This window comes from Curtobacterium aurantiacum (assembly GCF_018598555.1).
GTDB lineage: Bacteria > Actinomycetota > Actinomycetes > Actinomycetales > Microbacteriaceae > Curtobacterium > Curtobacterium aurantiacum.
Genome location: NZ_JAHEWN010000002.1, coordinates 276,516 through 302,321 on the forward strand (window position 1 = coordinate 276,516; position 25,806 = coordinate 302,321).

At 71.9% G+C, this 25,806-nt stretch carries 21 protein-coding genes; 9 read left to right on the forward strand and 12 right to left on the reverse strand.

The annotated features are described in order from the left end of the window. Positions 1-231: 231 nt before the first annotated feature. Positions 232-2,820: a LuxR C-terminal-related transcriptional regulator gene (locus tag KK087_RS03230; RefSeq protein WP_214564195.1), complete on the reverse strand. Its 2,589-nt coding sequence runs from the start codon at positions 2,818-2,820 to the stop codon at positions 232-234. 108 nt (positions 2,821-2,928) lie between these two features. Between KK087_RS03230 and KK087_RS03235 the strand changes: the two genes are divergently transcribed. Then, complete coding sequence (locus KK087_RS03235) at positions 2,929-3,330, forward strand: hypothetical protein (RefSeq protein WP_214528924.1); 402 nt, start codon at positions 2,929-2,931, stop codon at positions 3,328-3,330. Between the two features lie 84 nt (positions 3,331-3,414). On the opposite strand, the gene purF is transcribed toward KK087_RS03235, so the two are convergent. After that, complete coding sequence (purF, locus tag KK087_RS03240; RefSeq protein ID WP_214528925.1) at positions 3,415-4,872, reverse strand: amidophosphoribosyltransferase; 1,458 nt, start codon at positions 4,870-4,872, stop codon at positions 3,415-3,417. Positions 4,873-4,946: 74 nt separating this feature from the next. Between purF and purM the strand changes: the two genes are divergently transcribed. Beyond that, on the forward strand, positions 4,947-6,062 hold the full coding sequence (gene purM / locus KK087_RS03245) for a phosphoribosylformylglycinamidine cyclo-ligase (RefSeq protein ID WP_214564196.1): 1,116 nt from the start codon (positions 4,947-4,949) through the stop codon (positions 6,060-6,062). Positions 6,063-6,549: 487 nt separating this feature from the next. Here purM and KK087_RS03250 read toward each other — a convergent pair whose 3' ends face one another. Next, positions 6,550-6,768 (reverse strand): DUF3073 domain-containing protein, encoded by a 219-nt coding sequence (locus KK087_RS03250; RefSeq protein ID WP_017886249.1) that lies wholly within the window; start codon positions 6,766-6,768, stop codon positions 6,550-6,552. A gap of 158 nt (positions 6,769-6,926) precedes the next feature. On the opposite strand from KK087_RS03250, the gene KK087_RS03255 reads away from it, so the two are divergent. Then, complete coding sequence (locus KK087_RS03255; RefSeq protein ID WP_214564197.1) at positions 6,927-8,054, forward strand: NAD(P)-binding domain-containing protein; 1,128 nt, start codon at positions 6,927-6,929, stop codon at positions 8,052-8,054. Positions 8,055-8,182: 128 nt separating this feature from the next. On the opposite strand, the gene KK087_RS03260 is transcribed toward KK087_RS03255, so the two are convergent. From KK087_RS03260 to KK087_RS03275, 4 genes are all read right to left on the reverse strand, one after another. Continuing rightward, positions 8,183-8,623 (reverse strand): DoxX family protein, encoded by a 441-nt coding sequence (locus KK087_RS03260; RefSeq protein WP_214543836.1) that lies wholly within the window; start codon positions 8,621-8,623, stop codon positions 8,183-8,185. 120 nt (positions 8,624-8,743) lie between these two features. Then, positions 8,744-9,019 carry a DUF3072 domain-containing protein gene (locus KK087_RS03265; protein ID WP_017886246.1) on the reverse strand — a complete coding sequence of 92 codons (276 nt, stop codon included), beginning with the start codon at positions 9,017-9,019 and terminating at the stop codon, positions 8,744-8,746. A gap of 133 nt (positions 9,020-9,152) precedes the next feature. Further along, complete coding sequence (locus KK087_RS03270) at positions 9,153-9,905, reverse strand: hypothetical protein (protein WP_214528930.1); 753 nt, start codon at positions 9,903-9,905, stop codon at positions 9,153-9,155. Between the two features lie 11 nt (positions 9,906-9,916). Further along, positions 9,917-12,154, reverse strand: coding sequence for an APC family permease (locus KK087_RS03275; protein WP_214564198.1), 2,238 nt, complete (start codon positions 12,152-12,154; stop codon positions 9,917-9,919). 129 nt (positions 12,155-12,283) lie between these two features. Here KK087_RS03275 and KK087_RS03280 point away from each other — a divergent pair, with 129 nt between their 5' ends. Further along, positions 12,284-12,736 carry a MerR family transcriptional regulator gene (locus KK087_RS03280; protein ID WP_214564199.1) on the forward strand — a complete coding sequence of 151 codons (453 nt, stop codon included), beginning with the start codon at positions 12,284-12,286 and terminating at the stop codon, positions 12,734-12,736. 146 nt (positions 12,737-12,882) lie between these two features. Here KK087_RS03280 and KK087_RS03285 read toward each other — a convergent pair whose 3' ends face one another. The 3 genes from KK087_RS03285 to yczE all read right to left on the reverse strand — a co-directional run bounded on the left by KK087_RS03285 (position 12,883) and on the right by yczE (position 15,186). Further along, positions 12,883-13,464 (reverse strand): PadR family transcriptional regulator, encoded by a 582-nt coding sequence (locus KK087_RS03285; protein WP_214528933.1) that lies wholly within the window; start codon positions 13,462-13,464, stop codon positions 12,883-12,885. Next, on the reverse strand, positions 13,461-14,339 hold the full coding sequence (locus KK087_RS03290; protein WP_214564200.1) for a DUF4097 family beta strand repeat-containing protein: 879 nt from the start codon (positions 14,337-14,339) through the stop codon (positions 13,461-13,463). Before KK087_RS03290 ends, KK087_RS03285 begins: the two co-directional genes overlap by 4 nt. 157 nt (positions 14,340-14,496) lie before the next feature. After that, entirely contained in the window at positions 14,497-15,186 is a 690-nt protein-coding gene (gene yczE / locus KK087_RS03295; protein ID WP_214564201.1) for a membrane protein YczE, read from the reverse strand. 61 nt (positions 15,187-15,247) lie between these two features. Here yczE and yczR point away from each other — a divergent pair, with 61 nt between their 5' ends. The 3 genes from yczR to KK087_RS03310 all read left to right on the forward strand — a co-directional run bounded on the left by yczR (position 15,248) and on the right by KK087_RS03310 (position 20,985). Further along, entirely contained in the window at positions 15,248-16,699 is a 1,452-nt protein-coding gene (gene yczR, locus KK087_RS03300; protein WP_307859949.1) for a MocR-like transcription factor YczR, read from the forward strand. 87 nt (positions 16,700-16,786) lie between these two features. Next, positions 16,787-17,461: a DUF6518 family protein gene (locus tag KK087_RS03305; RefSeq protein ID WP_214564202.1), complete on the forward strand. Its 675-nt coding sequence runs from the start codon at positions 16,787-16,789 to the stop codon at positions 17,459-17,461. 77 nt (positions 17,462-17,538) lie between these two features. Next, positions 17,539-20,985: an efflux RND transporter permease subunit gene (locus KK087_RS03310; RefSeq protein WP_214564203.1), complete on the forward strand. Its 3,447-nt coding sequence runs from the start codon at positions 17,539-17,541 to the stop codon at positions 20,983-20,985. Here the strand turns inward: KK087_RS03310 and KK087_RS03315 are convergent. Continuing rightward, entirely contained in the window at positions 20,982-21,269 is a 288-nt protein-coding gene (locus KK087_RS03315; protein ID WP_214529181.1) for a hypothetical protein, read from the reverse strand. The two genes, KK087_RS03310 and KK087_RS03315, sit on opposite strands and share 4 nt — an antisense overlap. Before the next feature lie 89 nt (positions 21,270-21,358). Then, on the reverse strand, positions 21,359-22,375 hold the full coding sequence (locus tag KK087_RS03320) for an alpha/beta hydrolase (RefSeq protein ID WP_214564204.1): 1,017 nt from the start codon (positions 22,373-22,375) through the stop codon (positions 21,359-21,361). A 164-nt stretch (positions 22,376-22,539) separates the two neighbouring features. Here KK087_RS03320 and KK087_RS03325 point away from each other — a divergent pair, with 164 nt between their 5' ends. After that, complete coding sequence (locus KK087_RS03325; RefSeq protein WP_214564205.1) at positions 22,540-23,394, forward strand: PPK2 family polyphosphate kinase; 855 nt, start codon at positions 22,540-22,542, stop codon at positions 23,392-23,394. A 270-nt stretch (positions 23,395-23,664) separates the two neighbouring features. Continuing rightward, the gene (locus KK087_RS03330) at positions 23,665-25,731 is read left to right on the forward strand and encodes a DEAD/DEAH box helicase (RefSeq protein WP_214564206.1); all 2,067 of its coding nucleotides are present in this window, start codon (positions 23,665-23,667) and stop codon (positions 25,729-25,731) included. Positions 25,732-25,806 lie beyond the last annotated feature (75 nt).

Consider the following 25,806-nt stretch of genomic DNA (forward strand, 5'->3'; position numbering starts at 1 on the left):
GCCCGCATCGATCGCGTTCCTAAGCTTGAAGTCGCCGGGATTCGGACCCGACCCGAACGGGTCCGAACCCGGCGACAGGGACCAAGGTACGCGATGTTCCGCGTGACGTGTCAATCGCGGCGGCGCGTCGTGCTGCAGTCCGCAACGTTCTTGCGTGCGCGACAGCCGATGCCGAACGCCGAGCTGCCCGAACTGAGCACCGATCCGTCAGATCACGTCGCCCCGATCCGCTCAGAGCAGTTCGCTGAGCTCCGACCGCGCGTGCAGGTCCCACTTCGAGAAGACCCGGGACAGGTGCGCGTCGATGGTGCGGGTCGACAGGCCGAGCGACTCCGCGATGCGCCTGTTGCTCAGCCCGTGGGCGGCGAGCTCGGCGACCTCGTACTCCCGCTTCGTCAACGCCGGCCTCGTGCGCCCGGCGGACACCGAGACACCGTGCGAGGCGAGCAGCCCCTGCGCCGCGATGACCCGGGTGCGGTCGTCGGCCTGCACCGCGTCGGCGTACTCCACGATCGCGCCGGCGAGTGGCCCGTCGACCCGGGCCGCTGCCGCGCGCATCCGTTCCAGCGACCCCGAGGTGTCACGGCCGTTCAGGACGCCCACGGCGTAGTGCAGGGCGTGGCCGTACATGACGTGCGTCCACGAACCGTTCGCCGTGCTGCGTTCGATGATCTCGTCGGCGTGCTGCAGTCCGGCCGGGTTGCCGAGGACGGACTCGGTCCAGGCGATCGACACGGCCACCTGCTCGCCGGTGATCCGCATCGCCCGGGGCGGCGTGGTCCGAGCACGCTCGAGCGCCCGGGTCGCCGCCTCCGTGTGACCGGCGTACGCGTGCGCCAGGGCCAGGCGCGCCCAGGGGTACGCCGCGAACCCACCGTGGTCGGCGATGTCGTACCGCTCGCACGCCGCCGAGAACGCCGCGACGGCGTCGTCCCAGCGGCTCTGCGCGATCGCCAGGTTGCCCTGACCGATGAGCTCGAGCGTGAAGTCGTACTTCAGGTACGGGCTGGACCGTCCCGCCGGCACCTCGGTGATCAGGTCGTCCATGTCGCCGCGCCACATCTGCGCCTGGTGCAGGACGGAGGCGTTCTCGCCGACGCTCCACGGGGCGTCCTCGACGTGTGCCACGGCGGTCGCCAGGGCGCGGCGACCGAGTGCGGCGGCGTCGTCCAGCCGGCCGGCCGTCGCCAGGGCCATCACGGCGCAGGGCGCGACGGCGAGGAAGGACATCGGCATCGTCGGGGCGTGCACGATGCCGCTGCGCTCGATCTCGGCGCGGACCTCGGTGAAGTCACCGGCCCAGCCGAGGTGCGCCATCCGCAGCAGCCGCAGACGCTCGGCCGCATCGGCGGACGACACCAGGCGCGTGGCGGCGTCGGTCAGGGCCACCGCTGCCGTGACGTCGTCGTCGTGGAACTGCCGGATGTTGGCGAGGGTCTCGCACGCCTCGATGACGGCCTCGTCGGTGACCTCGGGCACGTGCTGCTTCGCGACGCCCCACGCCGCCTCGGCGTCCGCACGCCCGGCTTCACGGCCGTCGGAGTACGAGTGCGCCAGCGATCGGAGGCAGTGCGCGGTCACCTGCTCGGTGGGCGTGAGCGTCGTGCGGAGGGCCGCCGAGGCGAGGGCGATCCCACTCTCGTGCTCCTGCAGGCGCACCGCGACCTGGGCCGCGTCGAGCAGCTGGTCGACCGACGGCAGGACCCCGCACTCGAGCGACCACAGTGCGGCTCGCAGGCGTGCGGCGGGCGGTGCGCCCTCGGGACGGTCGGTGCGGAAGGCGTTGGCGCGGGCGAACAGCGCCGTGCGTCGGGCCACCGGCACGAGGGTGCGGATGACCTCGCCGACGAGCGGGTGCGACGGTCGGACGACCGCGGCACCGTCCTCGAGCGAGTCGATGCGGACGAGCCCGAGCGCGACGACACGGTCGACGTCCCCGCCGCTGACCAGGCCGAGCAGTCGGGCGAGCGGGATCGGGTCGGCGAGGGCGACGATGTCGACGACGTCACGGAGGTCCTCCGGCAGCGACCCGAGCTCCGTGCGGTACATGTCGGCGAGGCTGTCCGACGCGGTCACCCGGCCGCGCCAGTACCACCCGCTCGCCGTGTGGTCGAGTGCGCCGGAGGCCCGCGCCGCACGGACGACCTCGCGCAGGTACAGCGGGTTGCCCGCGGTGGCCCGGTGGACGCGCTCCGCGGAGGCGTTCTCGAGCGGTGAGCCCAGCGCCTCGGCCACGAGCGCGGCGGTCTCGTGCAGGGCGAGCGGCTGCAGGTCGATGCGCTCCAGCAGGTCGTCCTGCCACAGCGCGCGGAGTGGTTCGGGGAGCGCCGTGAAGTCGCGGCAGGTCAGGACGAGCCGGGCGCCCTGGCGGCGGACCAGCCAGGCGACGTAGCGCGCGGAGATCGCGTCGAGGTGGTCGGCGTCGTCCACGCGGAGCAGGACGTCGCGGTCGACGAGGTCCTCGATAGCCCGGAACCGCTGTTCGGCGCTGGTGTCGTCGGACAGCTCCGAGATCGACGCCGGCAACTCACCGAAGCGCTCGGCGAAGGCGCCGAAGGGCATCGAGCGACTCGCGGCGACCGCCGTGATCGGCACGACGACGGTGCGACCGGTGCCGTCACGACCGGCGACCCGGTCGGTGACCCGTGCTGCAGCGGTGCTCTTGCCGAGGCCGGGCGCACCGACGATCGCGACGCTCCAGCGGTGCTCGGCGACGACGGCGACGGCGCGGTCCTCCTCCACGCGCTGGGCGACGGGCCAGGCGACGCGGACGGGAGACGCCGGTCGCCGACCGCGGGCAGAGGCCGTTCGCTCACGCATCCGACACACCTCCTCCGCTTGGGATACCGACCAGTAGCGACCATCCTCCCCCGGATCGGTCGCCGCGCACAGGCCGCGGGACGTCCCACAGTGGGGGACAATGGACGGGTGAGCACCACCGATCAACCCGACGAGCAGCCGCTCCCCACGCCGGCGCCGGCTCCCAGCGCGGTCTCCACCCCCGACGAGGTCACCATCCGCCGTGCCCCGAAGTTCGGCGTGTTCATCGTCGGCGGTGCCGTGCTCGGCTTCCTCGTGACGCTCGTCGTCATCACCCTCACCATGAACCTCGGCGGCCAGCAGGACGACACCAGCTTCGGCAGTCTCGTGGGGTACTTCAGCCTGTGGGGCGTCACGATCGGCGCCTTCGTCGGCGCGGTCATCGCCATCGTCCTCGACCGGGTCTACGCCCGGCGGTCGGCCCGCCTGACGGCGGAGCGCGTCGAGGTCGAACTGCCGCCGGAGACGGTGGACGGCGAGCTCGACGACCACGGTGACCAGCGGCCGTAGCCGCGACCAGCAGACGGACTGGAGGCCCGGTGCCAGCTGGCACCGGGCCTCCAGTCCTCCTCTTGGTCGCGTCCCGGATGCGACCTAGCTGAGCTGGTTCGCCTCGACCCAGGACAGGTACTCCGGGCTCACGGTGCCCGTGACGTACTCGCCCGTGAAGCAGCTCATCTCGAGGTCCGTCACGTCGGAGCCCTCGATGATGGCGTCACGCATGTCCGCGACCTCCTGGTAGATCAGGTGGTCGCTGCCGAGCACGCGGTTGATCTCCGGGATCTTCCGGTCGTGCGCGATGAGCTCGTCGCGCGTCGGCATGTTGATGCCGTAGACGTGCGGGAACCGGACAGGGGGAGCCGCGCTCGTGAACGTGACCTCGTTCGCGCCGGCGGCCCGCGCCATCTCGACGATCTCGCGGCTCGTGGTGCCGCGGACGATCGAGTCGTCGACGATCAGGATGTTCTTGCCCTTGAACTCCGAGGACATCGCGTTGAGCTTCTGGCGCACCGAACGCTTGCGCTCCGCCTGACCCGGCATGATGAAGGTCCGGCCGACGTAGCGGTTCTTGTAGAAGCCCTCGCGGTACTCGATGCCGAGCTTCCGCGCGACCTGCATCGCCGCCGGACGGCTGGAGTCCGGGATCGGCATGACCACGTCGATGTCACCGGTCGGCGCGTACTGCTCGATGGTGTCCGCGAGACGGTCACCGAGACGCAGACGCGCTTCGTAGACCGAGATGCCGTTCATCACCGAGTCCGGACGGGCCAGGTAGACGTACTCGAACGAGCACGGCACCAGGCGCGGGTTCTTGGCGCACTGGCGGGCGTGCATCTGACCGTTCATCTCGATGAAGACGGCCTCGCCCGGGGCGATGTCGCGGACGATCTCGTAGCCGCCGGACTCGAGCACGAGCGACTCGCTCGCGACGACCCACTCGGGCTGCCCGGCCTCGTCGAACTTGTGCCCGAGGATGAGCGGGCGGATGCCGAACGGGTCACGGAAGGCGAGCAGCCCGTGCCCGGCGATGGTCGCGATCGTGGCGTAGGAGCCCTCGACCCGCTCGTGCACGCGCTCGACGGCGTCGAAGACCTGGCCGGGGTCGAGGTTCGCCCCGCGGACCTGGCCCTGCAGCTCGTGCGCGAGCACGTTCACCAGGAGCTCGGTGTCGCTCGTCGTGTTCAGATGGCGACGGTCGATGTCGAACAGTTCACGCGTGAGTTCCCGCGTGTTGGTGAGGTTGCCGTTGTGGACGAGGACGATGCCGTACGGCGCGTTCACGTAGAACGGCTGGGCTTCTTCCTCGTTCGTCGCGGCACCCTTGGTGGCGTAGCGGACGTGTCCGAGGCCCATGGTGCCGAGGAGGGCGCGCATGTCCCGGGTCCGGAACGCCTCGCGCACGTGGCCGCGGGTCTTGTGCATGTGGTGCACGTGACCCTCGACCGTGGCGATGCCCGTCGAGTCCTGCCCGCGGTGCTGCAGGAGGAGCAGTGCGTCGTAGATGGATTGGTTGGCGGGGCCCTGCGCAACAAGGCCGACGATGCCGCACATTCGCGGGTGTGCTCCAGATCAGTAGAATCGGGGGGTACCGCACAAGTCTGCCATGTCACCGCGAAGGACTCCGCATGCCCAACCCGTACGCCGAAGCCGGAGTGGACACCGCTGCCGGTGACCTGGCCGTCGAACTGATGAAGTCCGCGGTCGCGGCCACCCACAACGCCTCGGTCCTCGGTGGCGTCGGCGGGTTCGCCGGGCTCTACGACGTGTCGTTCCTGAAGGACTTCTCACACCCGCTGCTCGCGACCTCGACGGACGGCGTCGGCACCAAGGTCGCCATCGCGCAGGCGATCGACAAGCACGACACCATCGGGCAGGACCTGGTCGGCATGGTCGTCGACGACATCGTCGTGGTCGGCGCGAAGCCGCTCTTCATGACGGACTACATCGCCTGCGGTCGCGTGGTGCCGGGCCGGATCGCCGACATCGTCGCCGGCATCGCCCGCGGCTGCTCGGAGACCGGCACCGCCCTGGTCGGCGGCGAGACCGCCGAGCACCCGGGGCTGCTCGGCCCGGACGACTACGACGTGGCCGGTGCCGCGACCGGTGTCGTCGAGGCCGACGCGCAGCTCGGCGCGCACCTGGTGCAGGACGGCGACGTGGTGCTGGCGATCGAGTCGTCGGGTCTGCACTCGAACGGCTACTCGCTCGTGCGACACATCCTGGCGTCGCGGGGTGTCGGGTTCACCGACCAGCTGGCCGAGCTGAGCGGTGCCGGGTTCGGCGGCGCGGTCTCCGTCGGCGAAGCCCTGCTCGAACCGACCCGCCTGTACACCGCACCGCTCCTGGCCCTGCTCGAGCAGCACCCGGGCGCCGTGCACTCGCTCTCGCACGTGACCGGCGGTGGCATCGCGGCGAACCTGGCGCGCGTGCTGCCCGTCGGCTCCTGGGTCGAGGTCGACCGTTCGACCTGGCAGCCGCTCCCGGTCTTCCGGGTCCTGGCCGACATGGCCGGCACCCCGATCGAGGACACCGAGGGCACCTGGAACCTGGGCATCGGCATGTTCGCCGTCGTCTCGGCCGGTGCCGCGACGGAGGTCATCGCGTCGCTCGGTGCCGCGGGGATGCCGACGTGGCCCGTCGGCACGATCGCGACGTCGGCGCGCGACCTGACCGGCTTCGAGCAGGGCGCCAAGGGCGTCGACGGCGGTGCCGTGCGGCTCGTCGGGAGCTACGCGGCCTGACCCGCTGGGCGGCTGGCTGCCGCCGCGCCGTTCTGCGTGCGGTGCGTGGTCACGAACCGTCGTTCGGCGGGCCCGCAGCCGTCGGTTCTTGACCACTCGGCGTCGTGCACGCGGGGAGTCGTGACCACTCGGGGCGTGGACTCGGGGGCGCTACCGGCTCGCCGTGGAGCCTGCGGTGCCTGGTCGCGAAGCGTCGTTCGGCGGGCCCGCATCCGATGCTTCGTGACCGCTCGGCGTCGTGCGCACGGGGAGTCGTGACCACTCGGGGCTGGGACCCGGGCGCGCAACCGGCTCGCCGTGGTGCGTGCGGTGCGTGGTCACGAACCGTCGCCTGGCGGGCCTGCGACCGACGGGTTGTGACCGCTCGGCATCGTGCACGCGGGGAGTCCTGACCACTCGAGGCCGGGACCCGAGCGCGCCGACGCGTGTCCGGGCACGCGGAAACGCCGCGCTGCCCGAGGGCTGCGCGGCGTGACTGCGAGAGAGGTCAGGCGGACTTGTTCTGGTCTGCCTGCGTCTCGAACTCGTCTTCGTCTTCCGCCGGTTCCGGACCGTACTGGTCCGCCCAACGGTCGACGTAGTTCTCGTCGGAGTGTTGTCCGGCGGAGAGCTCCTGCTCGAGCGCACCGTAGTTCGTCTGCGGGCTGAAGTACTTCAGCTCACGGGCGACCTTGGTGTGCTTCGCCTTCTGACGGCCGCGCCCCATGCGTGACCCCCTCGTTCGGCTCTGGTCCGGTCCTGGCGAATGACGGAAGATCACTCGGGGAACCAGACGGTTCGTGGTTTGAAATCTGCCGATCACTCTACCATGTACCTCGATCTGGACGTCGCGCGACGGCTGGCCCGCACAGCAGAATCGAAGTGATGACGGAACCCCTCGAGACCCCGGTCGACCAGCACGCCCGCGTGGTGGTGATCGGTGCGGGGCAGGCGGGGCTCTCGGTGGGATACCACCTGCGCCGGCTCGGGCTCACTCCCGGCAGCGACCTCGTGCTCCTCGACCGCGCGCCGAGCACGGGCGGGGCGTGGCAGTTCCGGTGGGAGGCCCTGCGGCTCGGAGCAGCCCACCGCGTGCACGACCTGCCGGGCATGCGGGCCATGGGCCTGGAGTTCGACGACGCCGACCGGTCGCGGCCTGCACGGGACGTCGTCGGCGAGTACTACCGGCGGTTCGAGCAGCACTACGACCTGCGGGTGCGGCGTCCCGTCACGGTGACGTCCGTCTCGCGCATCGAGGACGAGGGAGCGGTGAGCGCCGGCTTGTGCGTGACGACCCGGAGCGCGGACGGCGCCGTCAGCCGGATCCACGCGGACGTCGTGGTGAACGCCTCCGGCACCTGGGGGACACCGTTCGTACCGTGGTACCCGGGTCGCGACGCGTTCCGCGGGCGCCAGGTCGACACGACCGAGTACCGGAGCGCCACCGACTTCGCCCGCCAGGACGTCGTGGTGGTGGGCGGGGGCACGAGCGCGATCGGCTTCCTGCTCGAGCTCGACGGCGTGGCCCGATCGACGCACTGGTTCACCCGTCGTCCGATGGTGTGGGCGGGTACGGCGTCGCTCGACGTGGAGTCCGCGGTGGCCGCCGTCGACGAACAGGACCGGGCTGCCCGCGCCGGCGAGGTCCTGCCGAGCATCGTCAGCGGCACCGGTGTCCCGGTGTCGCGACGGATCCGTGCGGGCATCGAGCGGGGCGTGCTGCGGGACGAGCCGATGTTCACGCGGATGGACGCGACCGGCGTGGTCGCCGCGGACGGCACCCACGTGCACGCCGACGCGGTGATCTGGGCCACGGGGTTCCGCGCCGACCTGCGACACCTCGCCCCGCTGCACCTGCGGACCGCGGCCGGGGGTGTGGTCGTGGAGGACGGCCGGTCGGCGGAGGAGCCGCGGTTGTTCCTGGCCGGCTACGGCCCGCAGGCGTCGACCATCGGTGCGAACCGCGCCGGACGGCGCATCGCCCGCCAGGTCATGGACGCGCTGGCGAGCTGACCGGACGCACGCCCCCTCGCACCGTGCGAGAGGCCACGTGAACGGTGCGAGGTTCCGTTCCCGGTGCGGCCCTCGCGAGCTCGCACCGAGTACGGAACCTCGCACCAGACGAAACCGGGACGCGCGGCTCAGGCGGGCAGGGGCTCCTCGACGCCACGACGACGGCGCGACGACTTGAGGAACAGGGCGTCGACCGAGAACCGCCCGGGCCCGGTCAGCGCCACGGCGAGCGAGGCCACCGCGAGCACGAGCACGTACTCGAACCCGCCGTCCTGCGAGTAGAAGCCCGCGGAGGCATGGGCGAGGAACCCGGCGGCCACCATGTCGACGGCCAGCAGTACACCGACGACGCGGGTCGCGACACCGAGCACGAGGAGCACCCCGCCGACGAGTTCGAGCCCGGCGACGAGGGGTGCGGCGACCTCGGCGAGGGGCACACCCATGCCCGAGAAGCCCTGCACCACGTTCGGGATGCCCTGGGCGAACTTCTGGGCCCCGTGGGCGATGAACACCACCCCGAGGACGATGCGGAGCGCGGTCAGGCCGATGGAGGTCGATGTCGTTCGCATGGCCACGAAGCTATCCGGTGACGCGTCATCGATGTCCCTCCAACAGGGGACTGACCGCGCTTCGCCAGTACATGCCCAGAGCATGCACAGACAACGGTCCGCCGAAGGGCGGACCGTTGCTCAGGAATCGGCGCCGCGGCCCGTCTGCTGCTGGAGGCGGTCGATGTGCTCCGACGCCTGGGCCTTGGTCAGGTCGGCCGGGAGTTCCTCGCCGGCTTCACGGGCCAGGGTGTCGAGGTAGCTGCGCTGCGGTCCGGTCATCGGCTCGTCGCCGGTGACCCACTGCTCGGGGTCCTTGCTCGCGTCGGTGGAGGGGTCGGGTCGGGGGCCGCCGAGGGTCTCGCCCTGGATCGGTGCGTCCGGGGTCTGCTGCTGGTCGCGGTCTGCGTCACTCATGTCCGCGACGGTACGCCGCACCCCCGTCACGGCACGCAGCAGCGGCGTCCCCCGAAGCGGCGAGCGATCGCACCGCCGGAGCGGCGCATGACCGCCCACCGAAGCGGCGCGCAGCCGTCCCCGACACCGCGGGTCAGACGGGCGCGGCGGCGTACCGGACCAGGTCTGGCCCGACGGCGCTCGACGCGATCGGCACCACCCGGTCGTCCCGCCGGATCCAGATCGTCGCGGCACGCTCGTCGATCCGGTCGACCTCGTGCAGCTCGCCGTCGAGCAGCACCGACGCCGTCACCCGGACGTGCCCACTGGCCGGCCGCGGGGGCAGCCCGACCACGTCGTCGTACGCCGGGTGCTCGCCGGGCTGCAGGAACGGGGACACGGGCGCGGTGACGACCTCGAGGCCCTCGTCGACCGCGCGCACGGCGACCAGGCGGACCGCCTGGTCGGTCGGCAGCGGCACGTCGACGACGGGCTCGTCGGTGGGTCCGGCCAGTGCACGGAAGGCGGGCCGACCGTCGGGGGCGAGGTGGGCCTCCAGACCGTCGATCCGGACGCGACCGCGCCCACGGGAGTCGGCGTAGAGCCCCGGCTCGATGCCCGACTGCCGGGCCTCGAGCCGGGTGAGGACCACGCGGTCGGGGCGGTACCAGTCACGGAGTGCGGCGGGGTCGACCCAGCCGACGCTCGGCACCCCGCGCGAGAGTGCGGCGGAGTCGTCGGCGGCCCGCTCGTCGAGCGCGCCGAGGGGGTGCTCGCCCCGCACGGCGACGAGCCCTTCGAGCGGGCTGCCGGCCGGCGGCTCGTGGTCGAGCACCTCGACGCGCTTCGAGACCTTGCCGCCGTGTCCGTCGAACGTGGCGAACGTCCGCAGGTCACTGATGGTCATGGGGTCACATGCTACGACTCGTCGGCTCCCCGTCGCGGCGGCGAGGGGACGAGGGCGTGGATCTCGCCCGTGCAGAGCGCGGGGTCGACGCCCTCGGCGGGGCCGGCCGGACGGGTCGCGCGGCGCGGCTGGATGCTGTTGCGTTCGGCGGACCGGAGCAGGCGGTCCTCGGCCGAAGCCGAGGCGGCGGCCTCGGCCGACGAACCGGGCTGCGCGGGGCGGCGGAGCGGCGGTCGGACGGGCTCGCCGCGGCGCTCCTGGCCGGGCAGCGGGCGGGAACGGCGGCCGTACAGCAGCTCGGACGAGTCGAGCAGCCACGGCACCAGGGCCACGGTGACGCCGTGCACGAGCAGCAGCTTCTTGCGGATGCGGCGGCCCCGGTGGTTGTGGAGCAGACCCTCCCACCAGTGCCCGACGATGAAGATCGGGGTGTAGACGGTGACGACCTCGGAGCCGTGTTCGGCCCGGTGCGCCTTGATGTACTTGATGAGGGGCATCGAGATGTCGCGGTACGGGCTCGGCACGATCGTCAGCGGCACCTGGATGCCGTACTCCGCCCACTGGTCGCGCAGCCGCTGGGACTCGGCGTCGTCGATCGCGACGTGCACCGCCTCGATGCTCGCGTGCTCGGCGGCGACCGCGTAGTCGAGCGCCTTGAGCACGGGCTTCTGCAGCTTGTTCACCAGGACGATGGCGTGGTCGCCGGTCGCACCGAACTTCGTCTCGACGTCGGCCTCGATCTCGTGCGAGACGTCGCGGTAGTAGCGGTTCACACCGAGCATGAGCACGTACAGCACCGGCATGATCAGGAACACGAGCCATGCACCGTGGGTGAACTTCGTGATCGTGACGATGACGAGCACCACGAGGGTGAAGGTCGCGCCGATCGCGTTGATCGTGCGGGAGCGGACGACCTGCCCGCGGTTCACGGCAGGGTCACCCGCGGGCACCGTCCCGTCTCGGTCTGCTCGGAGCAGTCGTGTCCAGTGCACGACCATGCCCGTCTGTCCGAGCGTGAACGACACGAAGACACCGATGATGTAGAGCTGGATGAGGCTCGTGACGTTCGCCCGGTAGACCACGAGCAGCGCCGCGGCGACGAGGGCCAGGACGATGACGCCGTTCGAGTAGATGAGCCGGTCGCCGCGGGTCGACAGTGCCTTCGGGGCGTACGAGTCGCGCGCCAGGATCGAGCCGAGCAGCGGGAACCCGTTGAACGCGGTGTTCGCGGCGAGGAGCAGGACCGCGGCCGTCGTCGCCTGGATCACGAAGAACAGCACCGAGTTGTTGCCGAACGTCGCCGCCGCGATCTGCGCGATGAGGGAGCGCTGCGGCGTGGTCGCACAGTTCGCGAAGCCCTGCAGGTCGCAGGCGCGCTCGGCGTAGTGCACGTGCGACACGAGCGCCAGGGTGATGAGCCCGATGAACAGGACGATCGCGATGCCGCCCATCGCGACCAGGGTGGCCTGCGCGTTCTTGATCTTCGGACGGCGGAACGCCTGCACGCCGTTCGCGATGGCCTCGACGCCGGTCAGGGCCGAGCAGCCCGAGGCGAAGGCGCGGAGCAGCAGCAGGATGAACGCCGCCTGCGTGGTGTGCTCGACGTTGTCGACCGTGTACGCGGCGGACTCGGCGATGGGGGCGTTGCCGGCGGCGACCCGGACGAGCCCGGTGACGACCATCACGAAGACGCTCGCCACGAACAGGTAGGTGGGGATCGCGAAGGCCTTGCTCGACTCCCGCACACCGCGCAGGTTCGCGGCGGCGAGCAGCACGACGAACAGCAGGGCGAGCTCGACGCGGAAGTGGTCGAGCATCGGGAGCGCCGAGATGATGTTGTCGACACCGGAGGCGACCGACACGGCCACCGTCATCACGTAGTCGACGAGCAGTGCACTCGCGACGACCAGCCCGGCCTTCTCGCCGAGGTTCCGGTGCGCCACCTCGTAGTCGCCACCGCCGGACGGGTACGCCTTGATGAGCTGCCGGTACGACGCGACGACCACGACGAGCAGCAGCACGACGAGCGCGGCGACCCACGGAGCGAACGTCAGGAAGGCCATGCCGCCGAGCAGCAGGATCATCAGGAGTTCCTGCGGCGCGTACGCGACAGAGGACAGCGGGTCACTCGCGAAGATCGGCAGGGCCAGATGCTTCGGGAGGAGCTGTCCTTCGAGCTTCTCGGAGGGGAGGGGATCCCCGATCAGTCGTGCTTTCAACGACCGGATCTCGTTCGTCACGAGCGGCAAACCTACTCAGTTCCGGGCGCGAGTCAACACGGTTCGCCTGCCGCACATTCCCGGGTGACCACGGGCGCTCGACGCTGGGTGCCGGGAACCCCTTGCGGTTGACGCGGCGTCAAGCACTACAGTCCCAGCATGAGCGCATCGACAGGCCCGGACGACGCAGCTGCGAAAGCGCCCCACGCGATCACCGAGGTGGCGCGTTCCGCCGGCATCTCGAGCCGGACGCTGCGGCACTACGAGGCCATCGGGCTGCTGCCGGCCACCGCGATCGGAGCGGGTGGCCTCCGCCGCTACGACGACCGCGCGCTCGTGCGCCTGCAGCGCATCCTGCTGCTGCGCCGGCTCGGGCTCGGCCTGCCGGAGATCGCGCGGCGGCTCGACACCGAGGGCGACGACCTCACGGCCCTCGCGGCGCACCTCGCGTGGCTCGAGCGCGAACGGGACCGTCTGGCGCGACAGCTGGCGGCCGTGCGCACCACCGTGACGCGGATCGAGCACGGCGAGCGCCTGACGGCGGTCGACGCGTTCGCCGGCTTCGCGCCGACGCGGGTGTCGGCCGTCGAGTCACCGGTTCCGGGGCGGTGAGGGAACCAGGTTCCGGACACCACACCGCGCATCGGCACGGTGTGGTGTCCGGAACCTGGTTCCGCGGGCGGTGTCGGTCGCGACCGCGGGTGGTCCCGGTGACGGCCGGGAGGCCCTGGTCGCCACCGTCTGTCGGCCGCGGGTCGTCAGAGCGACTTGCGCAGGGCCTCCAGGCCGTCGCGCAGGCGCGTCACGGTGTCCGCACCGAGCGTGCCGCGGGTCGCCCGACGACGGAGGTCCGCACGCACCTGCTGCCGGAACGACGACAGTGCCATCTCGAGCTCGCGCAGGGCGCGGGCGCTGTCCGACGGCACGGACACGGGCTCCTCGGCGGGACCGGTGGCCGGGCTCTCGGCTGCGGCCGCCAGGTCGGCCCGGAGAGACCGCATGGCCTCGCCGACCGAGGCTCGCACGCCGTCGGCCAGGGACTTCACCGAGTCGCTGACCCCGGACTCGACCGCGGCGATCTCGTCGGCCCGGGCCGCGAGTTCGGCGCGGCCGGCGTCCGTGATCGCGTAGACGGTCTTGCGGCCGTCGGCGGTCTTCGTGACGAGGCCGTCGTCCTCGAGCTTCGCGAGCCGAGGGTAGACGGTGCCGGCGCTCGGCACGTAGGTGCCGCCGAAGCGGTCGCCGAGTGCCTGGATGAGCTCGTAGCCGTGCATGGGGTGGTCGGCGAGCAGGACGAGCAGGTAGAGGCGCAGGTGGCCGTGGGCGAAGACGGGGCTCATTCGGGCACCTCGCTCTCGTTCGTCGGGGCGGTCGGAGCCATCGGTGTACTCGGAGCCGTCGGGGGTGCCGGCTCGGCGACCGGCGGGGCGTGCAGCACCGCGATGTCACCGGAGACGGAGTTCACGCGCAGGTCGAGCCACTGGCCGGACAGCTCGCCGCCCTGCTTGACGTACGAGCCACGCACGCCGCGGATCTCGGCGTCGTCGAACTGCAGCTTGCCGGTGGCGGTGTTGACCGTGCACTTGTAGGCGACGCCGTCCTCGAGCCGGACGCTCACCGAGCCGGACACCGTGTTGATGCGGGCGGACTCGGGGACCCCGTGCAGGTCGAGCACGACGTCGGCCGAGACGCCGTCGGCCTGGAACCGCGGGATCTCGCCGGTGGCCACGACGTCGCCGGAGACGGTGTGCACCGCGAGCGCGCCGTCGAGGTCGCGGATCGTGGTGGCGCCCGAGACGGCGTTGACCGTGACGTCACCCGCGACGCCGTCGACGACCAGGTCGCCGGACACCGTGTTGAGGGTGGCACCGCGGTTCGTGCCGGACAGCAGTGCACCGGCCGAGACGACGCCGAGCGTGATGCCGGCGTCGCGGGGGACCAGGATGCTGACGTCGGCGTGGGCCTTGCCGCGGAAGGACTTCAGGAACCCGATGGGGTCGTCCCACCGGACCTGGGGGTGGTCGACGGTGAGGGTGTCGCCGTCAACCTCGATGAGCATCTGCTTGCCGGACACGCTGTGGACCTCGACCCGGGCCGTGGGTTCGTCGTGCGCGACGACGTCCACCTGCCCACCGACGAGCCCGATGCGCACGGTGCGCACGATGCCGGTGTCGATGACCTTGGGCTCGTCGACGAGCCACTTCTCCTGCGCCATGTTGCCTCCTGAAACTCGCGATGTATCGCGTCTGTGGAGGTCACGCTATATCGCGTTCACCGCGGCCGCAAGGGTCGCCGGGCGACTGCCGGGCGACTGCCGGGCGGATCGTGAGCAGGAATGGTCGGGTCGGCGCCGTGGACCCGACCATTCCTGCTCACGGAGCGGGCGTGGCGGGGGCGGGGTGGGCCTCCAGGGCGGGTGCGGCGGCGCTGGGGACCGTGTCGGCGCGTGCCGCCGTCCGCTCGGGGCTCCACGGGAACCGGCGGAAGTGCGGCATCAGCGGCTGCACCATCGGGCCGATCGCGAACGCCGCGATGACGGTGCCGGCGCCGACGTCCCCGCCGAGGACCCACCCGACGATCACCACCGTGACCTCGACCAGGGTGCGGGCGAACCAGATCGGCCAGCCGAGCCGCTCGTGCAGGCCCACCATCAGGCCGTCCCGCGCGCCCGTGCCGAACCCTGCGCCGATGTAGAACGCCGTCGCGACCGCGAGCAGCACGAGCCCTGCGGCGAACAGCCCGATCCGGGCGACGATCCCCGACGGCTCCGGCACCAGCCAGAGCACCAGGTCGGCACTCGGCCCGATCGCCAGGGCGTTCAGCAGCGTCCCGATGCCCGGCTTCTGGCGCAGCGGGATCCAGAGCAGCAGGATCACGCCGCTCGACACCACCGTGATGACGCCGAACGACCACGGCACGACGTTCTCGAGCCCCTGGGTCAGCACGGTCCACGAGCTCACGCCGACCACAGCGCGGACCTGCAGGGCGGTCGAGGCACCGTAGAGGAACAGGCCGACGAAGAGCTGGACGAAGCGCAGGGTGAGGGCGGTGCGGCGGGGCATGGCTCCATGGTCCCGACAGATTGGCCTGCTGGTCGAGAGCCAATCGCGCTACCGTGGACCCGTGCCTCCTGTCCTGATCAGTGCCCGCGCGGCGTCGCTCCTGCTGACCGACTGGCGCGCCGGTACCGACGCCCCGGCCTACGAGGCGCTCGCCGACGCCCTCCGGGTCCTGGTCATCGACGGCCGCGTGGCCCAGGGCGTCCGGCTGCCGGCCGAGCGCGGACTGGCCGCAGCGCTCGGCGTCTCGCGCACCACCGTGGCGAACGCCTACGCCCGACTGCGCTCCGACGGGTTCCTGGTGTCCGTCCGTGGCTCCGGCAGCGTGGTCCACCTGCCCCGCGACCTGGTCGGCCGGCCCGATCCGGAACGGCTCGGCGGGGTCGTCGAGGGGGACCTGCTCGACCTCCGGAAAGCGGCCCTGCACGCGGCCCCCGGCATCGACGAGGCGGTCGAGCGCGCGGTTCGGCACGTGCCCGCTGCGCTCGCCGGCATCGGCTACGACACCGTCGGCGACCCCGGCCTCCGCGCCGCGATCGCCGAGCGGTACACCGAGCGGGGATTGCCGACCGAACCGGCCCAGGTCATCGTCACCATCGGCGCGCAACACGCCATCGCCCTGCTCGCACGCGTGCTCGTCCGCCGCGGCGACGCCGTGCTCGTCGAGTCCCCGACCTACCCGCACGCGCACGAGGCCTTCCGGGAGGTCGGCGGCCGCCTGGTCGGCGTCCCCGTCGACGCCCACCGTGGCTGGGACGCCGCCGCGCTCGAGACCGCGCTGCGCCGCACCGCACCGTCCGTCGCCTACGTCATGCCCGAGCTGCACAACCCGACGGGCGCGACGATGGCGGCGTCGACCCGCGCCACGCTGCTGTCGGTCGCCGCGAGCGTCGGCACGACCGTCATCGCAGACGAGACGATGGGGGAGCTCCGGATCGACGGCGAGCCGCCGCCGCCGTTGGCAGCGGCTGACCCGTCGGGGGCGTCGGTCGTGATGATCGGTTCCGCCGCCAAGGTCTTCTGGGGCGGCCTGCGGATCGGCTGGATCCGCGCCCATCCGGCGCTCCTGCAGCGGCTGCTCCTCGCCCGCCCGACGGGCGACCTCGGCACCCCCGTGCTCGACCAGCTGGTGGTGCGCGAGCTGGTCCCGCGCACGGCGGCCGTCCTGGAGGCGCGGCGTGCGTCCCTGCGCGAGGGTCGCGACGCGGTCGTGGGTGCGCTCCGAGCGCGGCTGCCGGAGTGGGACGTCCCGGCACCGGCGGGCGGGCTGACGACGTGGGTGGGGCTCGGGCGGCCGGTGTCGAGCGCGCTCGTGCTCGCCGCGCGGGCTGAGGGCGTCGTGCTGGCCTCGGGCTGGGTGTTCGGGCCGGACGGCGGGTTCGAACGGTTCCTGCGGGTGCCGTTCACGATGGCGCCGGCCGACCGGGGGCGGTTGGTCGACGTGCTGTCGCGTGCGTGGGAGCGGGTCGGTGGCGAGTCGACCGGGGTTCGGGGGTCGTTGGCGGCGGTGGTCTGAGAGGTCATCCTCTGGGGTGAGGCTCGGTCGGGGGTTCTCGCTCCTCGGGGTGATGTGCCGCCGCAGCCGTGCGGCGAGGCTGGTGCCATGAACGCGACCCTGTCCGCCGGAACCCGCCCCGCTCGGCCCCTGCCCGTCGAGCCGCCCGTGGCGGTCCCCGCCGTGGTGCGCGTCACCATCGCCCTGAGTGGGGCCTTCCTGGCGGGCGTCCTGACCTCGTTCGGGCAGGCGGTGCCCGCACTCGCCTCGGTGTCGAACTCGGCCGGACCGTGGTTCCTGGTGGCCGCGCTGCTCTGCCTGGCGGCCGGAGCACGAGTGGGCCGGGTCGCCCTGCCGCTCGCGATGGTGCTCGGCGTCGTGCTCCTCGAACTCATGCACGTCGGCTACTGGCTCACGACGGTCCTGCGCGGGTTCCCGGACGTGCTGTCGATCACGAACCCGTGGGTGCTGCTCGGGGTGCCGGCCGGGCTGCTGGCCGGGGCGGTGGCCGTGGCCGTGCGGTCCGGCGACGCCCGGTGGCGTGCGGGGGCCTCCGGCGTGACGGCCGCGGTGCTCGTCGGAGAGGGCGTCCGGGGGCTGCTGCAGGTCGCCGCGACGACGGGGCACGAGACCTGGGTCGTCGAGATCGCGGTCGGGGTCGTGCTCCTCGGCATCGGGGTCCTCGGCACCCGCTCACCCGTCGCGCGCGTGGTGGCGCTCGGCACGGGGGTCGTCGGGACCGTCGCGGTGCTCGGGGCCTACCTGTTGCTCGGCGGGTTCTGATCCTGAGGTCCTGATCCGACGGCGGGTTCTGGCTGCCAGCCGAACGTTCGTCGGTCGGTCCTGCGAGGATCGATGCCGTGCACCTCCTCTCGGTCTTCAGCCTGCGCAACCGGGCCCTCATCGCGCTCGTCACGATCGTCGTCGCGGTCTTCGGCGGCATCGCGCTCTCGAGCCTGAAGCAGGAGTTGATCCCCAGCGTCGAGTTCCCGCAGGTCGCGATCGTCAGCGCCTACCCCGGAGCCACGCCGGAAGTCGTCTCGAACGACGTCTCGACCAAGATCGAGCAGGCGATCCAGGTGGTCCCGGACCTCGAGTCGACCAGCGCCACCTCGTCCACCGGACAGAGCGTGGTGTCGGCCTCGTTCCAGTACGGATCGAACCTGGCCAGTGCCGAGGACAAGATCCAGACCGCGGTGAACGCGTTGTCGCTGCCCGACTCGGTGCAGACGCAGATCGTCACCGGGTCCTTCGACGACCTGCCGGTGCTGCAGGTCGCGGTCTCGGCGTCCGGCAACCAGGAGCAACTCGTCGACCGGCTCCAGGCCTCGGCGATCCCCGACCTCGAGAAGCTCGACGGTGTGCGCCAGGCGGACGTCTTCGGCAACCCCGGACGTCGGGTCGTCATCACGCCCGACCAGGACGAGCTCGCCGCCCGTGGCCTCAGCCAGACGGCGATCTCGGACGCGCTCGACGACAACGGCACCCTGATCCCCGGCGGCACCATCACCGAGGACGGCTCGACGCTGTCGGTGCAGACGGGTGAGCGGATCGCTTCGCTCGAGGACATCCGCGCGCTGCGGCTCACCGGCTCGTCGGACTCGGGCGCTTCCGGTTCCGCCTCCGGGACCGCCGCCGGTGCGGGTGACTCGACGACCGGTGCCGGCGGGGCTGACGGGGCCGCCACGGGTGCGACCGGTACCGGTGCAGCCGGGACGAGCGACACCGCTGCGGGCGCGACGGGGACGGCGACGACGGACGGCGCGACGACGGGCGGAACCACGACCGCGGCCACGCCGACCGACACCACGCTGGGTGACGTCGCGAAGGTCGCCATCACCGAGTCGCCACGTACCTCGATCAGCCGCGTGGACGGCCAGCAGGCCCTGACGATCTCGATCACGAAGACGCAGGAGGCCAACACCGTCGACGTCTCGACGACCGTGCGCGACGCCCTGCCCGGCATCGAGGACAAGATCGCGGGTGACCCCCGCTTCACCGTCGTCTTCGACCAGGCGCCCTACATCCAGCAGTCCATCGACTCCCTGGCCGAAGAAGGCCTGCTCGGGCTCGCCTTCGCGGTGATCGTGATCCTGGTGTTCCTGCTGTCGTGGCGTTCCACGCTCGTCACCGCGATCTCGATCCCGACGTCGGTGCTCCTCGCCGCGATCGGCATGCGGGCCGCCGGGTACACGCTCAACATCATCACGCTGGCCGCCCTCACGATCGCGATCGGCCGTGTGGTCGACGACTCCATCGTCGTCATCGAGAACATCAAGCGGCACATGCTGCCCGGTGTCGACCGCGGCCGCGCCGTGCGGGACGCCGTGCGCGAGGTCGCCGGTGCCGTCACCGCCTCGACCCTGACCACCGTCGCGGTGTTCCTGCCGGTCGCGTTCGTCGCGGAACTCGTGGGGGAGCTGTTCCGGCCGTTCGCGGTCACCGTCACCCTGGCGCTCGTCGCGTCGCTGTTCGTCTCGCTCACCATCGTCCCGGTGCTGGCGTACTGGTGGCTGCGCGCGCCGAAGGCGAAGCCGGGCGACGCCACGTCGACAGCGCATGCGGACGCCGAATCGGCACCGTCGGCGGCCGTCGCCGAGGGTGATCGGTCCGAGGGTGCGCTCGCCTCCGCCGCAGACCTGCACGACGCCGGCCGGGCCGACCGTCTGCGCCGCGTCTACCTGCCGGTGCTCCGGTGGGTCGTCCGGAAGCCCGTCGTCGTCATCCTGCTCGCCGTCGTGGTGCTCGGCGGTACGGTCGCCACGCTGCCGTTCGTCACCACGAACTACCTCGGCGACTCGGGGCAGAACACGTTCACGGTCACACAGGACCTGAAGGCGGGTTCGAGCCTCGCCGTCCAGTCCGAGTCCGCGCGCAAGGTCGAGCGGGCGCTGCAGGACGTCGAGGGCGTCGAGACCGTGCAGACCACCATCGGCACGAGCGGCCAGTCGATCCAGGCGGCGTTCGGCGGTGGCGGCTCGGCCTCGGTGCAGTACGCCGTGACGACCGACGCCGAGGCCGACCAGCCGACGATCCAGGCGGACGCCCGGAAGTCGATCGCGGGGATCGACGACGTCGGCGAGGTCACCATCGCGTCGTCCGGCGGCGGGTTCGGCGGCAGCAGCGACATCGAGGTCGACGTGACCGCGCCGACCCAGGCACAGCTCGAGACGGCGTCGCGCCAGGTGCTGAAGACCATGCAGTCGGTCCCGGACACGACGGGCGCGACCAGCAACCTGTCCGCCGCGGAGCCGTTCCTCGCCGTCCGCGTCGACCGAGCGGAGGCCGCGTCCCTCGGCCTCACCGAGACCCAGGTGGGCGGCCTCGTCGCCGCCGCGGTCTCACCGCGGGACACCGGCAGCATCGAGATCGACGACGCGACGCTCGACGTCTACATCGCCGACCCGGAGCCGCCGACCACGATCGCCGCGCTCCGTGCCCTCGACGTCCCGACGAGCACCGGTACCGTGCCGCTGTCCGACGTCGCCACGGTCGAGGAGTCCGAGGGCCCCACCACGGTCACCACGACGAACGCCGCCCGCACCGCCACGATCACGGTGTCACCGGATGCCACGAACCTCGGTGCAGCAGTGCAGTCCGTCACGACCGCCGTCGACGAGCTCGACCTGCCGAAGGGCGCGACCGCCTCCATCGGTGGCGTCGCCGCCAGCCAGTCGTCGGCGTTCTCGCAGCTCGGGCTCGCGGTCCTCGTCGCGGTGCTGATCGTCTACGTGATCATGGTCGCGACGTTCCGGAGCCTGCTCCAGCCGCTGCTGCTGCTCGTGTCGGTGCCGTTCGCGGCGACGGGCGCGATCCTGCTGCAGATCGTGTCCGGCGTCCCGATCGGCGTCGCATCGCTGATCGGCCTGCTCATGCTCGTCGGCATCGTCGTGACGAACGCGATCGTGCTCATCGACCTCGTCAACCAGTACCGACGGCGCGGATTGCGGGTGCGCGAGGCGTTGATCGAGGGCGCCACGCGACGCCTCCGCCCGATCCTGATGACGGCGATGGCGACGATCTTCGCGCTGCTGCCGATGGCGATCGGCCTGACCGGCAAGTCCGGGTTCATCTCGCAGCCGCTGGCACTGGTCGTGATCGGCGGCCTGGTGTCCTCGACGCTGCTGACGCTCGTGGTCCTGCCGGCGCTGTACTTCGTGGTCGAGCGGGCTCGCGAACGCAACGACGACCGGATCGCCGCGGGGAAGACCCGGAAGCAGGCGCGGGCGGAGCGCCGCCACGAGCGGTCGGAGCGACGGCAGGAGCGACAGCGTCGCCGGGCGGCGCGTTCCGGCAGCGCTGCCTAGCGGCGGTACTCGGCGTCGACCGCGGCGAGGGGCGACACCACGGTCCGCTCCTCGCGCTCGACGGCGCGGAACCACGACACCAGCACCAGGGTCAGCGTCACGACGAACACCACGGCGGCGCCCTGCGACACGACGGCCAGCTGTCCGGTGACCGATGCGTAGCCGCCGAAGGCCACCGCGGCGACGAACGACAGCCCGAGGAGCAGCTCCGCGAACGTCTGCAGCGCGGGGCGGTCCCAGCGGGTCGCAGCGGCGCGGGCAGGGCGGGTCGAGGTGTCGGTCACCACGGAAGTCTGCTGCCGGACGCGCGGCAGCGGCAGTCCCGACTCCGGGTGCCACCCGCCCGGGGCACGCGGTCCGTCGCCCGGACGGGTCAGCCCAGCTGGGTCCGCAGGAACGTGACCACGCGACGGCTCATCGCTTCGTCGAGCTGGGCGATGGAGTGCGCCGTGCCCTCGACCGCGACGAACGTCACCGGCACGTCGTGGGACCGGAGCGTCGCCGCGAACTCCTGCGACTCCCACATCGGGATGAACTCGTCCGTGGAGTGCCCGATGAAGAACGGCGCGGTGTCCGAGGTGACGTGGAACTCCGGCGACGCCCGGGTCGCGGCCGGGCACTTCGCGTAGGACCGGCACCCGAGGTAGAGCAGCTGCTTCCGCTGGAAGGCCGCGGACACCCCGTCGGGCTCGGTCGACCGGGTCGTCAGGTTCGTCGGCCCGCTCAGGTCGACCACGGCGCGGATCCGGTCGCCGTCGGCGTAGGCGGCGGACTCGTGGTCGGTGACGGCGAGCATCGCGGCGAGGTTGCCGCCTGCGCTCCCACCGAACACGCCCACGCGCTGGGAGTCGACGTCGTAGGTCTCCAGGGTCGCCGGGCGGAACACGTAGTCGAGCGCACGGCGGACGTCGTCGAGCCCTGCCGGGAACGGGTCGGTCGGCGCGAGCCGGTAGTCGACGTTGAACGTCACGAAGCCCTCGGACGCCAGGTACTTGCACACCGACCGGTACGCGGCCGTCGCCTTGTCGCCGTGCGACCAGCTGCCCCCGTGGATCATCAGGACCGCCGGACGACCCGTGGTGGCCTCGACCGCGTCGGCGTCTGGTTCGGCGGTGGCGCTGGCGGTCGGCGCCGCCGTGGGGGTCGCGGTCGTCGCGGGGTCGCTGTCCGCGGGCAGGCACACGTCGAGCCGCTGCAACGGATCGGCGCCGTACGGCACGTCCGCCACCACGTCGATGCCGTGGTACCGCAGCGACAGCGGGTAGATGGCGCTGTCCGCGGTCACCGTGGCGTTCTCGTCGCCGACCGGGTCCGTGCTGCAGGACGCCATCGCGCCGAGCGCCACCACCGCGGCGACGAGCGCGAGCACTGAGCGGCGGACGGACTTCATCACGTCCACGCTAGCCGCCCCGGCGACCGCCGACGTCACCCGAGCGGAGGAACCCGAGCGGAGGAACCCGAGCGGAGGAACCCGGGTCGACCGGACCACTGGCGACACCCGGCAGTGCGAGGATGAGCACGGCAGTCGCCGACCGGAGCACCGCAGGAGGACCCGTGAGCAGTCGCAAGGCCTGGAACGCCGATCCCGAACCGCTGCTCCGCGTCGAACCGGGGTTCCGCCTCGACCAGGTCGACCCCGACGGCACCCCGGGCTTCCCCGGTCGCAAGATCGACGGACTCGAGGCCCTCGCCGCCGGCGCCTCGCGCCTCGCGGCCCTGCAGGAGCGCCTGTACGCGGCGTCGACCGCCGGCGACGAGCGCCGGGTGTTGCTCGTGCTGCAGGCGATGGACACCGCGGGCAAGGGCGGCATCGTCTCGCACGTCGTCGGTGCGGTCGACCCGAACGGCGTGCACTACGCCGGCTTCACGGCCCCGACGGCCGAGGAGCGCGAGCACGACTTCCTCTGGCGCATCGAGAAGCAGCTGCCGACCGCCGGGCAGCTCGGCGTGTTCGACCGCTCGCACTACGAGGACGTGCTCGCCCAGCGCGTCCGCGGGCTCGCCGCACCGGACGAGATCGAACGACGGTACGGCGCGATCACCGCGTTCGAGGACGGCCTCGCAGCCGCCGGCACGACCATCGTCAAGGTCATGCTGCACATCTCGAAGGACGAGCAGCGCGAACGCCTCGGCGACCGGCTCGACCGCCCCGACAAGCACTGGAAGTTCAACCCGGCCGACATCGACGACCGCCTGCTCTGGGACCGCTACCAGCAGGCGTACCAGATCGCCCTCGACCGCACGTCGACCCCGCAGGCGCCCTGGTACGTCGTGCCGGCGAACCGCAAGTGGTACGCCCGCCTCGCCGTCCAGCAGCTCCTGCTCCGCGCGCTGGAGGACATGCACCTGTCCTGGCCGAAGGCCGACTTCGACGTCGCCGAGCAGCGTCGTCGGCTCGCGGAGTCCTGAGCGCCCGACCACCGGCCTGGAGGCCCGTCCCGCGCCCGGCACGCCGCCGCCGGACCGAGCAGGGCTGGCGTCAGGGCACCGGCTCGCGTAGACTCGGTCGGTCGGCCTTCGACGTCGTGACATTGTGATCACGGAAATTCTGCTGGGTGTGTGTTGCTCGAGGGCTGGAATCACGTCGACTCGCGACGGGATGAACCCCCTCTCCGCAAGCAGCCCCCGCCGATGTCGCTGTCGGGCGCTGCGGTACGTTGCGCACCCGAGAAAGTAGCCATGGCCCCGTACAACAAGGGCGGCGCGGACAACCGCGCCTCCGACCGCGTCCGCCACCCGAACGGCACCCCTGCCGCCCGCAGCAGCAAGCACCGCGGGTTCCGCGCCGCCGACTCGTCGCAGCCGCGTCAGAAGCAGCGCTGGGACGCCGAGGAACGTCGCGGACGTGCATCCCAGGGCGAGCGTCCGGCCCGTCCGAACTGGGAGCCGCGTGACGGCGGCGGCCAGCGCCGCCCCTCCCGCGACGACCGTGGTGGTCGCGACTTCAACCGTGACGACCGCGCCCCGCGTCGGTTCGATCGTGATGACCGTGCGCCGCGTCGTGACAACGACGACCGGCCCCGTCGTTCGTTCGACCGCGATGACCGCGCTCCGCGTTCCTTCAACCGGGACGATCGCGCTCCGCGTCGTGACAACGACGACCGTCCGCGTCGTTCGTTCGATCGTGACGACCGCGCACCGCGCAGCTTCAACCGTGACGACCGTGCGCCTCGTCGTGACAACGACGACCGTCCCCGTCGTTCGTTCGACCGTGACGACCGCGCTCCGCGCAAGTTCGACCGCGACGAGCGTGCCCCCCGCCGTGACAACGACGACCGTCCCCGTCGCAGCTTCGACCGTGATGACCGCGCTCCGCGCAAGTTCGACCGCGATGACCGCGCCCCTCGTTCGTTCAACCGCGACGACCGTGCGCCCCGTCGGGACAACGACGACCGTCCCCGTCGCAGCTTCGACCGTGACGACCGCGCACCGCGCAAGTTCGACCGCGACGACCGCACCCCGCGCCGCTCGTTCGACGAGCCCGAGCGCGGCAAGTTCGTGCCGGCCGACGACGTCAAGCTCGAGAAGCTCCAGGCCGAGGCCACCATCGCGGCCGACGTCGAGGGTGTGACCTTCGGCGACCTCGGCATCGGCGGCAACATCTCCCGTGCCCTGCAGGAGCTCGGTGCCTCGAGCCCGTTCCCGATCCAGGCGGCGACGATCCCCGACGTGCTCGCCGGCAAGGACGTCCTCGGCCGCGGTCGCACGGGCTCCGGCAAGACCATCGCCTTCGGTGCGCCCCTGGTCGAGAAGCTCATGGAGCACGGCGGCGGCACGAAGCGCAAGATGGGCCGCGCCCCGCGTGCGCTCATCCTCGCGCCGACCCGCGAGCTCGCCCTGCAGATCGACCGCACGGTGCAGCCGATCGCCCGTTCGGTCGGCCTGTTCACGACGCAGATCTACGGCGGCGTGCCCTACGGCCGTCAGGAGGGCGCGCTCGAGCGCGGCGTCGACATCATCGTCGGCACCCCCGGTCGTGTGCAGGACCTCATGAACAAGGGGAAGCTCGACCTCAGCGAGGTCATCATCTCCGTGCTCGACGAGGCCGACCACATGTGCGACCTCGGGTTCCTCGAGCCGGTGCAGGAGATCCTCTCCGCCACGGCCGAGGTCACCCCGCAGGGCAACCGCGCGCAGAAGCTGCTCTTCAGCGCGACGCTCGACACCCAGGTCGCGGCGCTCGTCGAGCAGTTCCTGCACGAGCCGAGCGTGCACGAGGTCGCGGGTGAGGACCAGGCGTCCTCGACCATCGACCACCGTGTCCTCGTGGTCGAGCAGCGCGAGAAGGACCGTCTCCTCGAGGAGCTGGTCGCCGGTGACGGCAAGACCATCGTCTTCGCCCGGACCCGCGCCTACGCCGAGCGCCTGGCCGACCAGTTCGAGGACGCCGGCATCCGTGCCACCTCGCTCCACGGTGACCTGAACCAGTCGCGCCGCACGCGCAACCTCCAGCTGCTCACGAGCGGCCGGGTGAACGTGCTCGTCGCCACCGACGTCGCCGCCCGCGGCATCCACGTCGACGACGTCTCGCTCGTCGTGCAGGCGGACGCCCCGGACGACTACAAGGCGTACATGCACCGTTCCGGCCGCACGGGTCGTGCCGGCAAGGAGGGTACGGTCGTCACGATCGTCCCCCGTGGCCGCATCCGCAAGATCGAGGGCATCCTCGAGCGCGCTGAGATCGAGGCGGACCTCGTGCAGGCGGCGCCCGGCGACGGCATCGTGTCGGAGCTCGCCGCGCGCTAGTCGCGACCACACGACGGACGGGAGGCCCGGTACCAGCTGGTACCGGGCCTCCCGTCCGTCACATGGTGAGCACCA

Coding starts and splice junctions, on each gene's coding strand:
- KK087_RS03230 (WP_214564195.1), bottom strand. CDS start 2,820: ATGCGTGAGCGAACGGCCTCTGCCCGCGGTCGGCGACCGGCGTCTCCC.
- purF (WP_214528925.1), bottom strand. CDS start 4,872: ATGTGCGGCATCGTCGGCCTTGTTGCGCAGGGCCCCGCCAACCAATCC.
- purM (WP_214564196.1), top strand. CDS start 4,947: ATGCCCAACCCGTACGCCGAAGCCGGAGTGGACACCGCTGCCGGTGAC.
- KK087_RS03250 (WP_017886249.1), bottom strand. CDS start 6,768: ATGGGGCGCGGCCGTCAGAAGGCGAAGCACACCAAGGTCGCCCGTGAG.
- KK087_RS03255 (WP_214564197.1), top strand. CDS start 6,927: ATGACGGAACCCCTCGAGACCCCGGTCGACCAGCACGCCCGCGTGGTG.
- KK087_RS03260 (WP_214543836.1), bottom strand. CDS start 8,623: ATGCGAACGACATCGACCTCCATCGGCCTGACCGCGCTCCGCATCGTC.
- KK087_RS03265 (WP_017886246.1), bottom strand. CDS start 9,019: ATGAGTGACGCAGACCGCGACCAGCAGCAGACCCCGGACGCACCGATC.
- KK087_RS03270 (WP_214528930.1), bottom strand. CDS start 9,905: ATGACCATCAGTGACCTGCGGACGTTCGCCACGTTCGACGGACACGGC.
- KK087_RS03280 (WP_214564199.1), top strand. CDS start 12,284: ATGAGCGCATCGACAGGCCCGGACGACGCAGCTGCGAAAGCGCCCCAC.
- KK087_RS03285 (WP_214528933.1), bottom strand. CDS start 13,464: ATGAGCCCCGTCTTCGCCCACGGCCACCTGCGCCTCTACCTGCTCGTC.
- KK087_RS03290 (WP_214564200.1), bottom strand. CDS start 14,339: ATGGCGCAGGAGAAGTGGCTCGTCGACGAGCCCAAGGTCATCGACACC.
- yczE (WP_214564201.1), bottom strand. CDS start 15,186: ATGCCCCGCCGCACCGCCCTCACCCTGCGCTTCGTCCAGCTCTTCGTC.
- KK087_RS03305 (WP_214564202.1), top strand. CDS start 16,787: ATGAACGCGACCCTGTCCGCCGGAACCCGCCCCGCTCGGCCCCTGCCC.
- KK087_RS03320 (WP_214564204.1), bottom strand. CDS start 22,375: ATGAAGTCCGTCCGCCGCTCAGTGCTCGCGCTCGTCGCCGCGGTGGTG.
- KK087_RS03330 (WP_214564206.1), top strand. CDS start 23,665: ATGGCCCCGTACAACAAGGGCGGCGCGGACAACCGCGCCTCCGACCGC.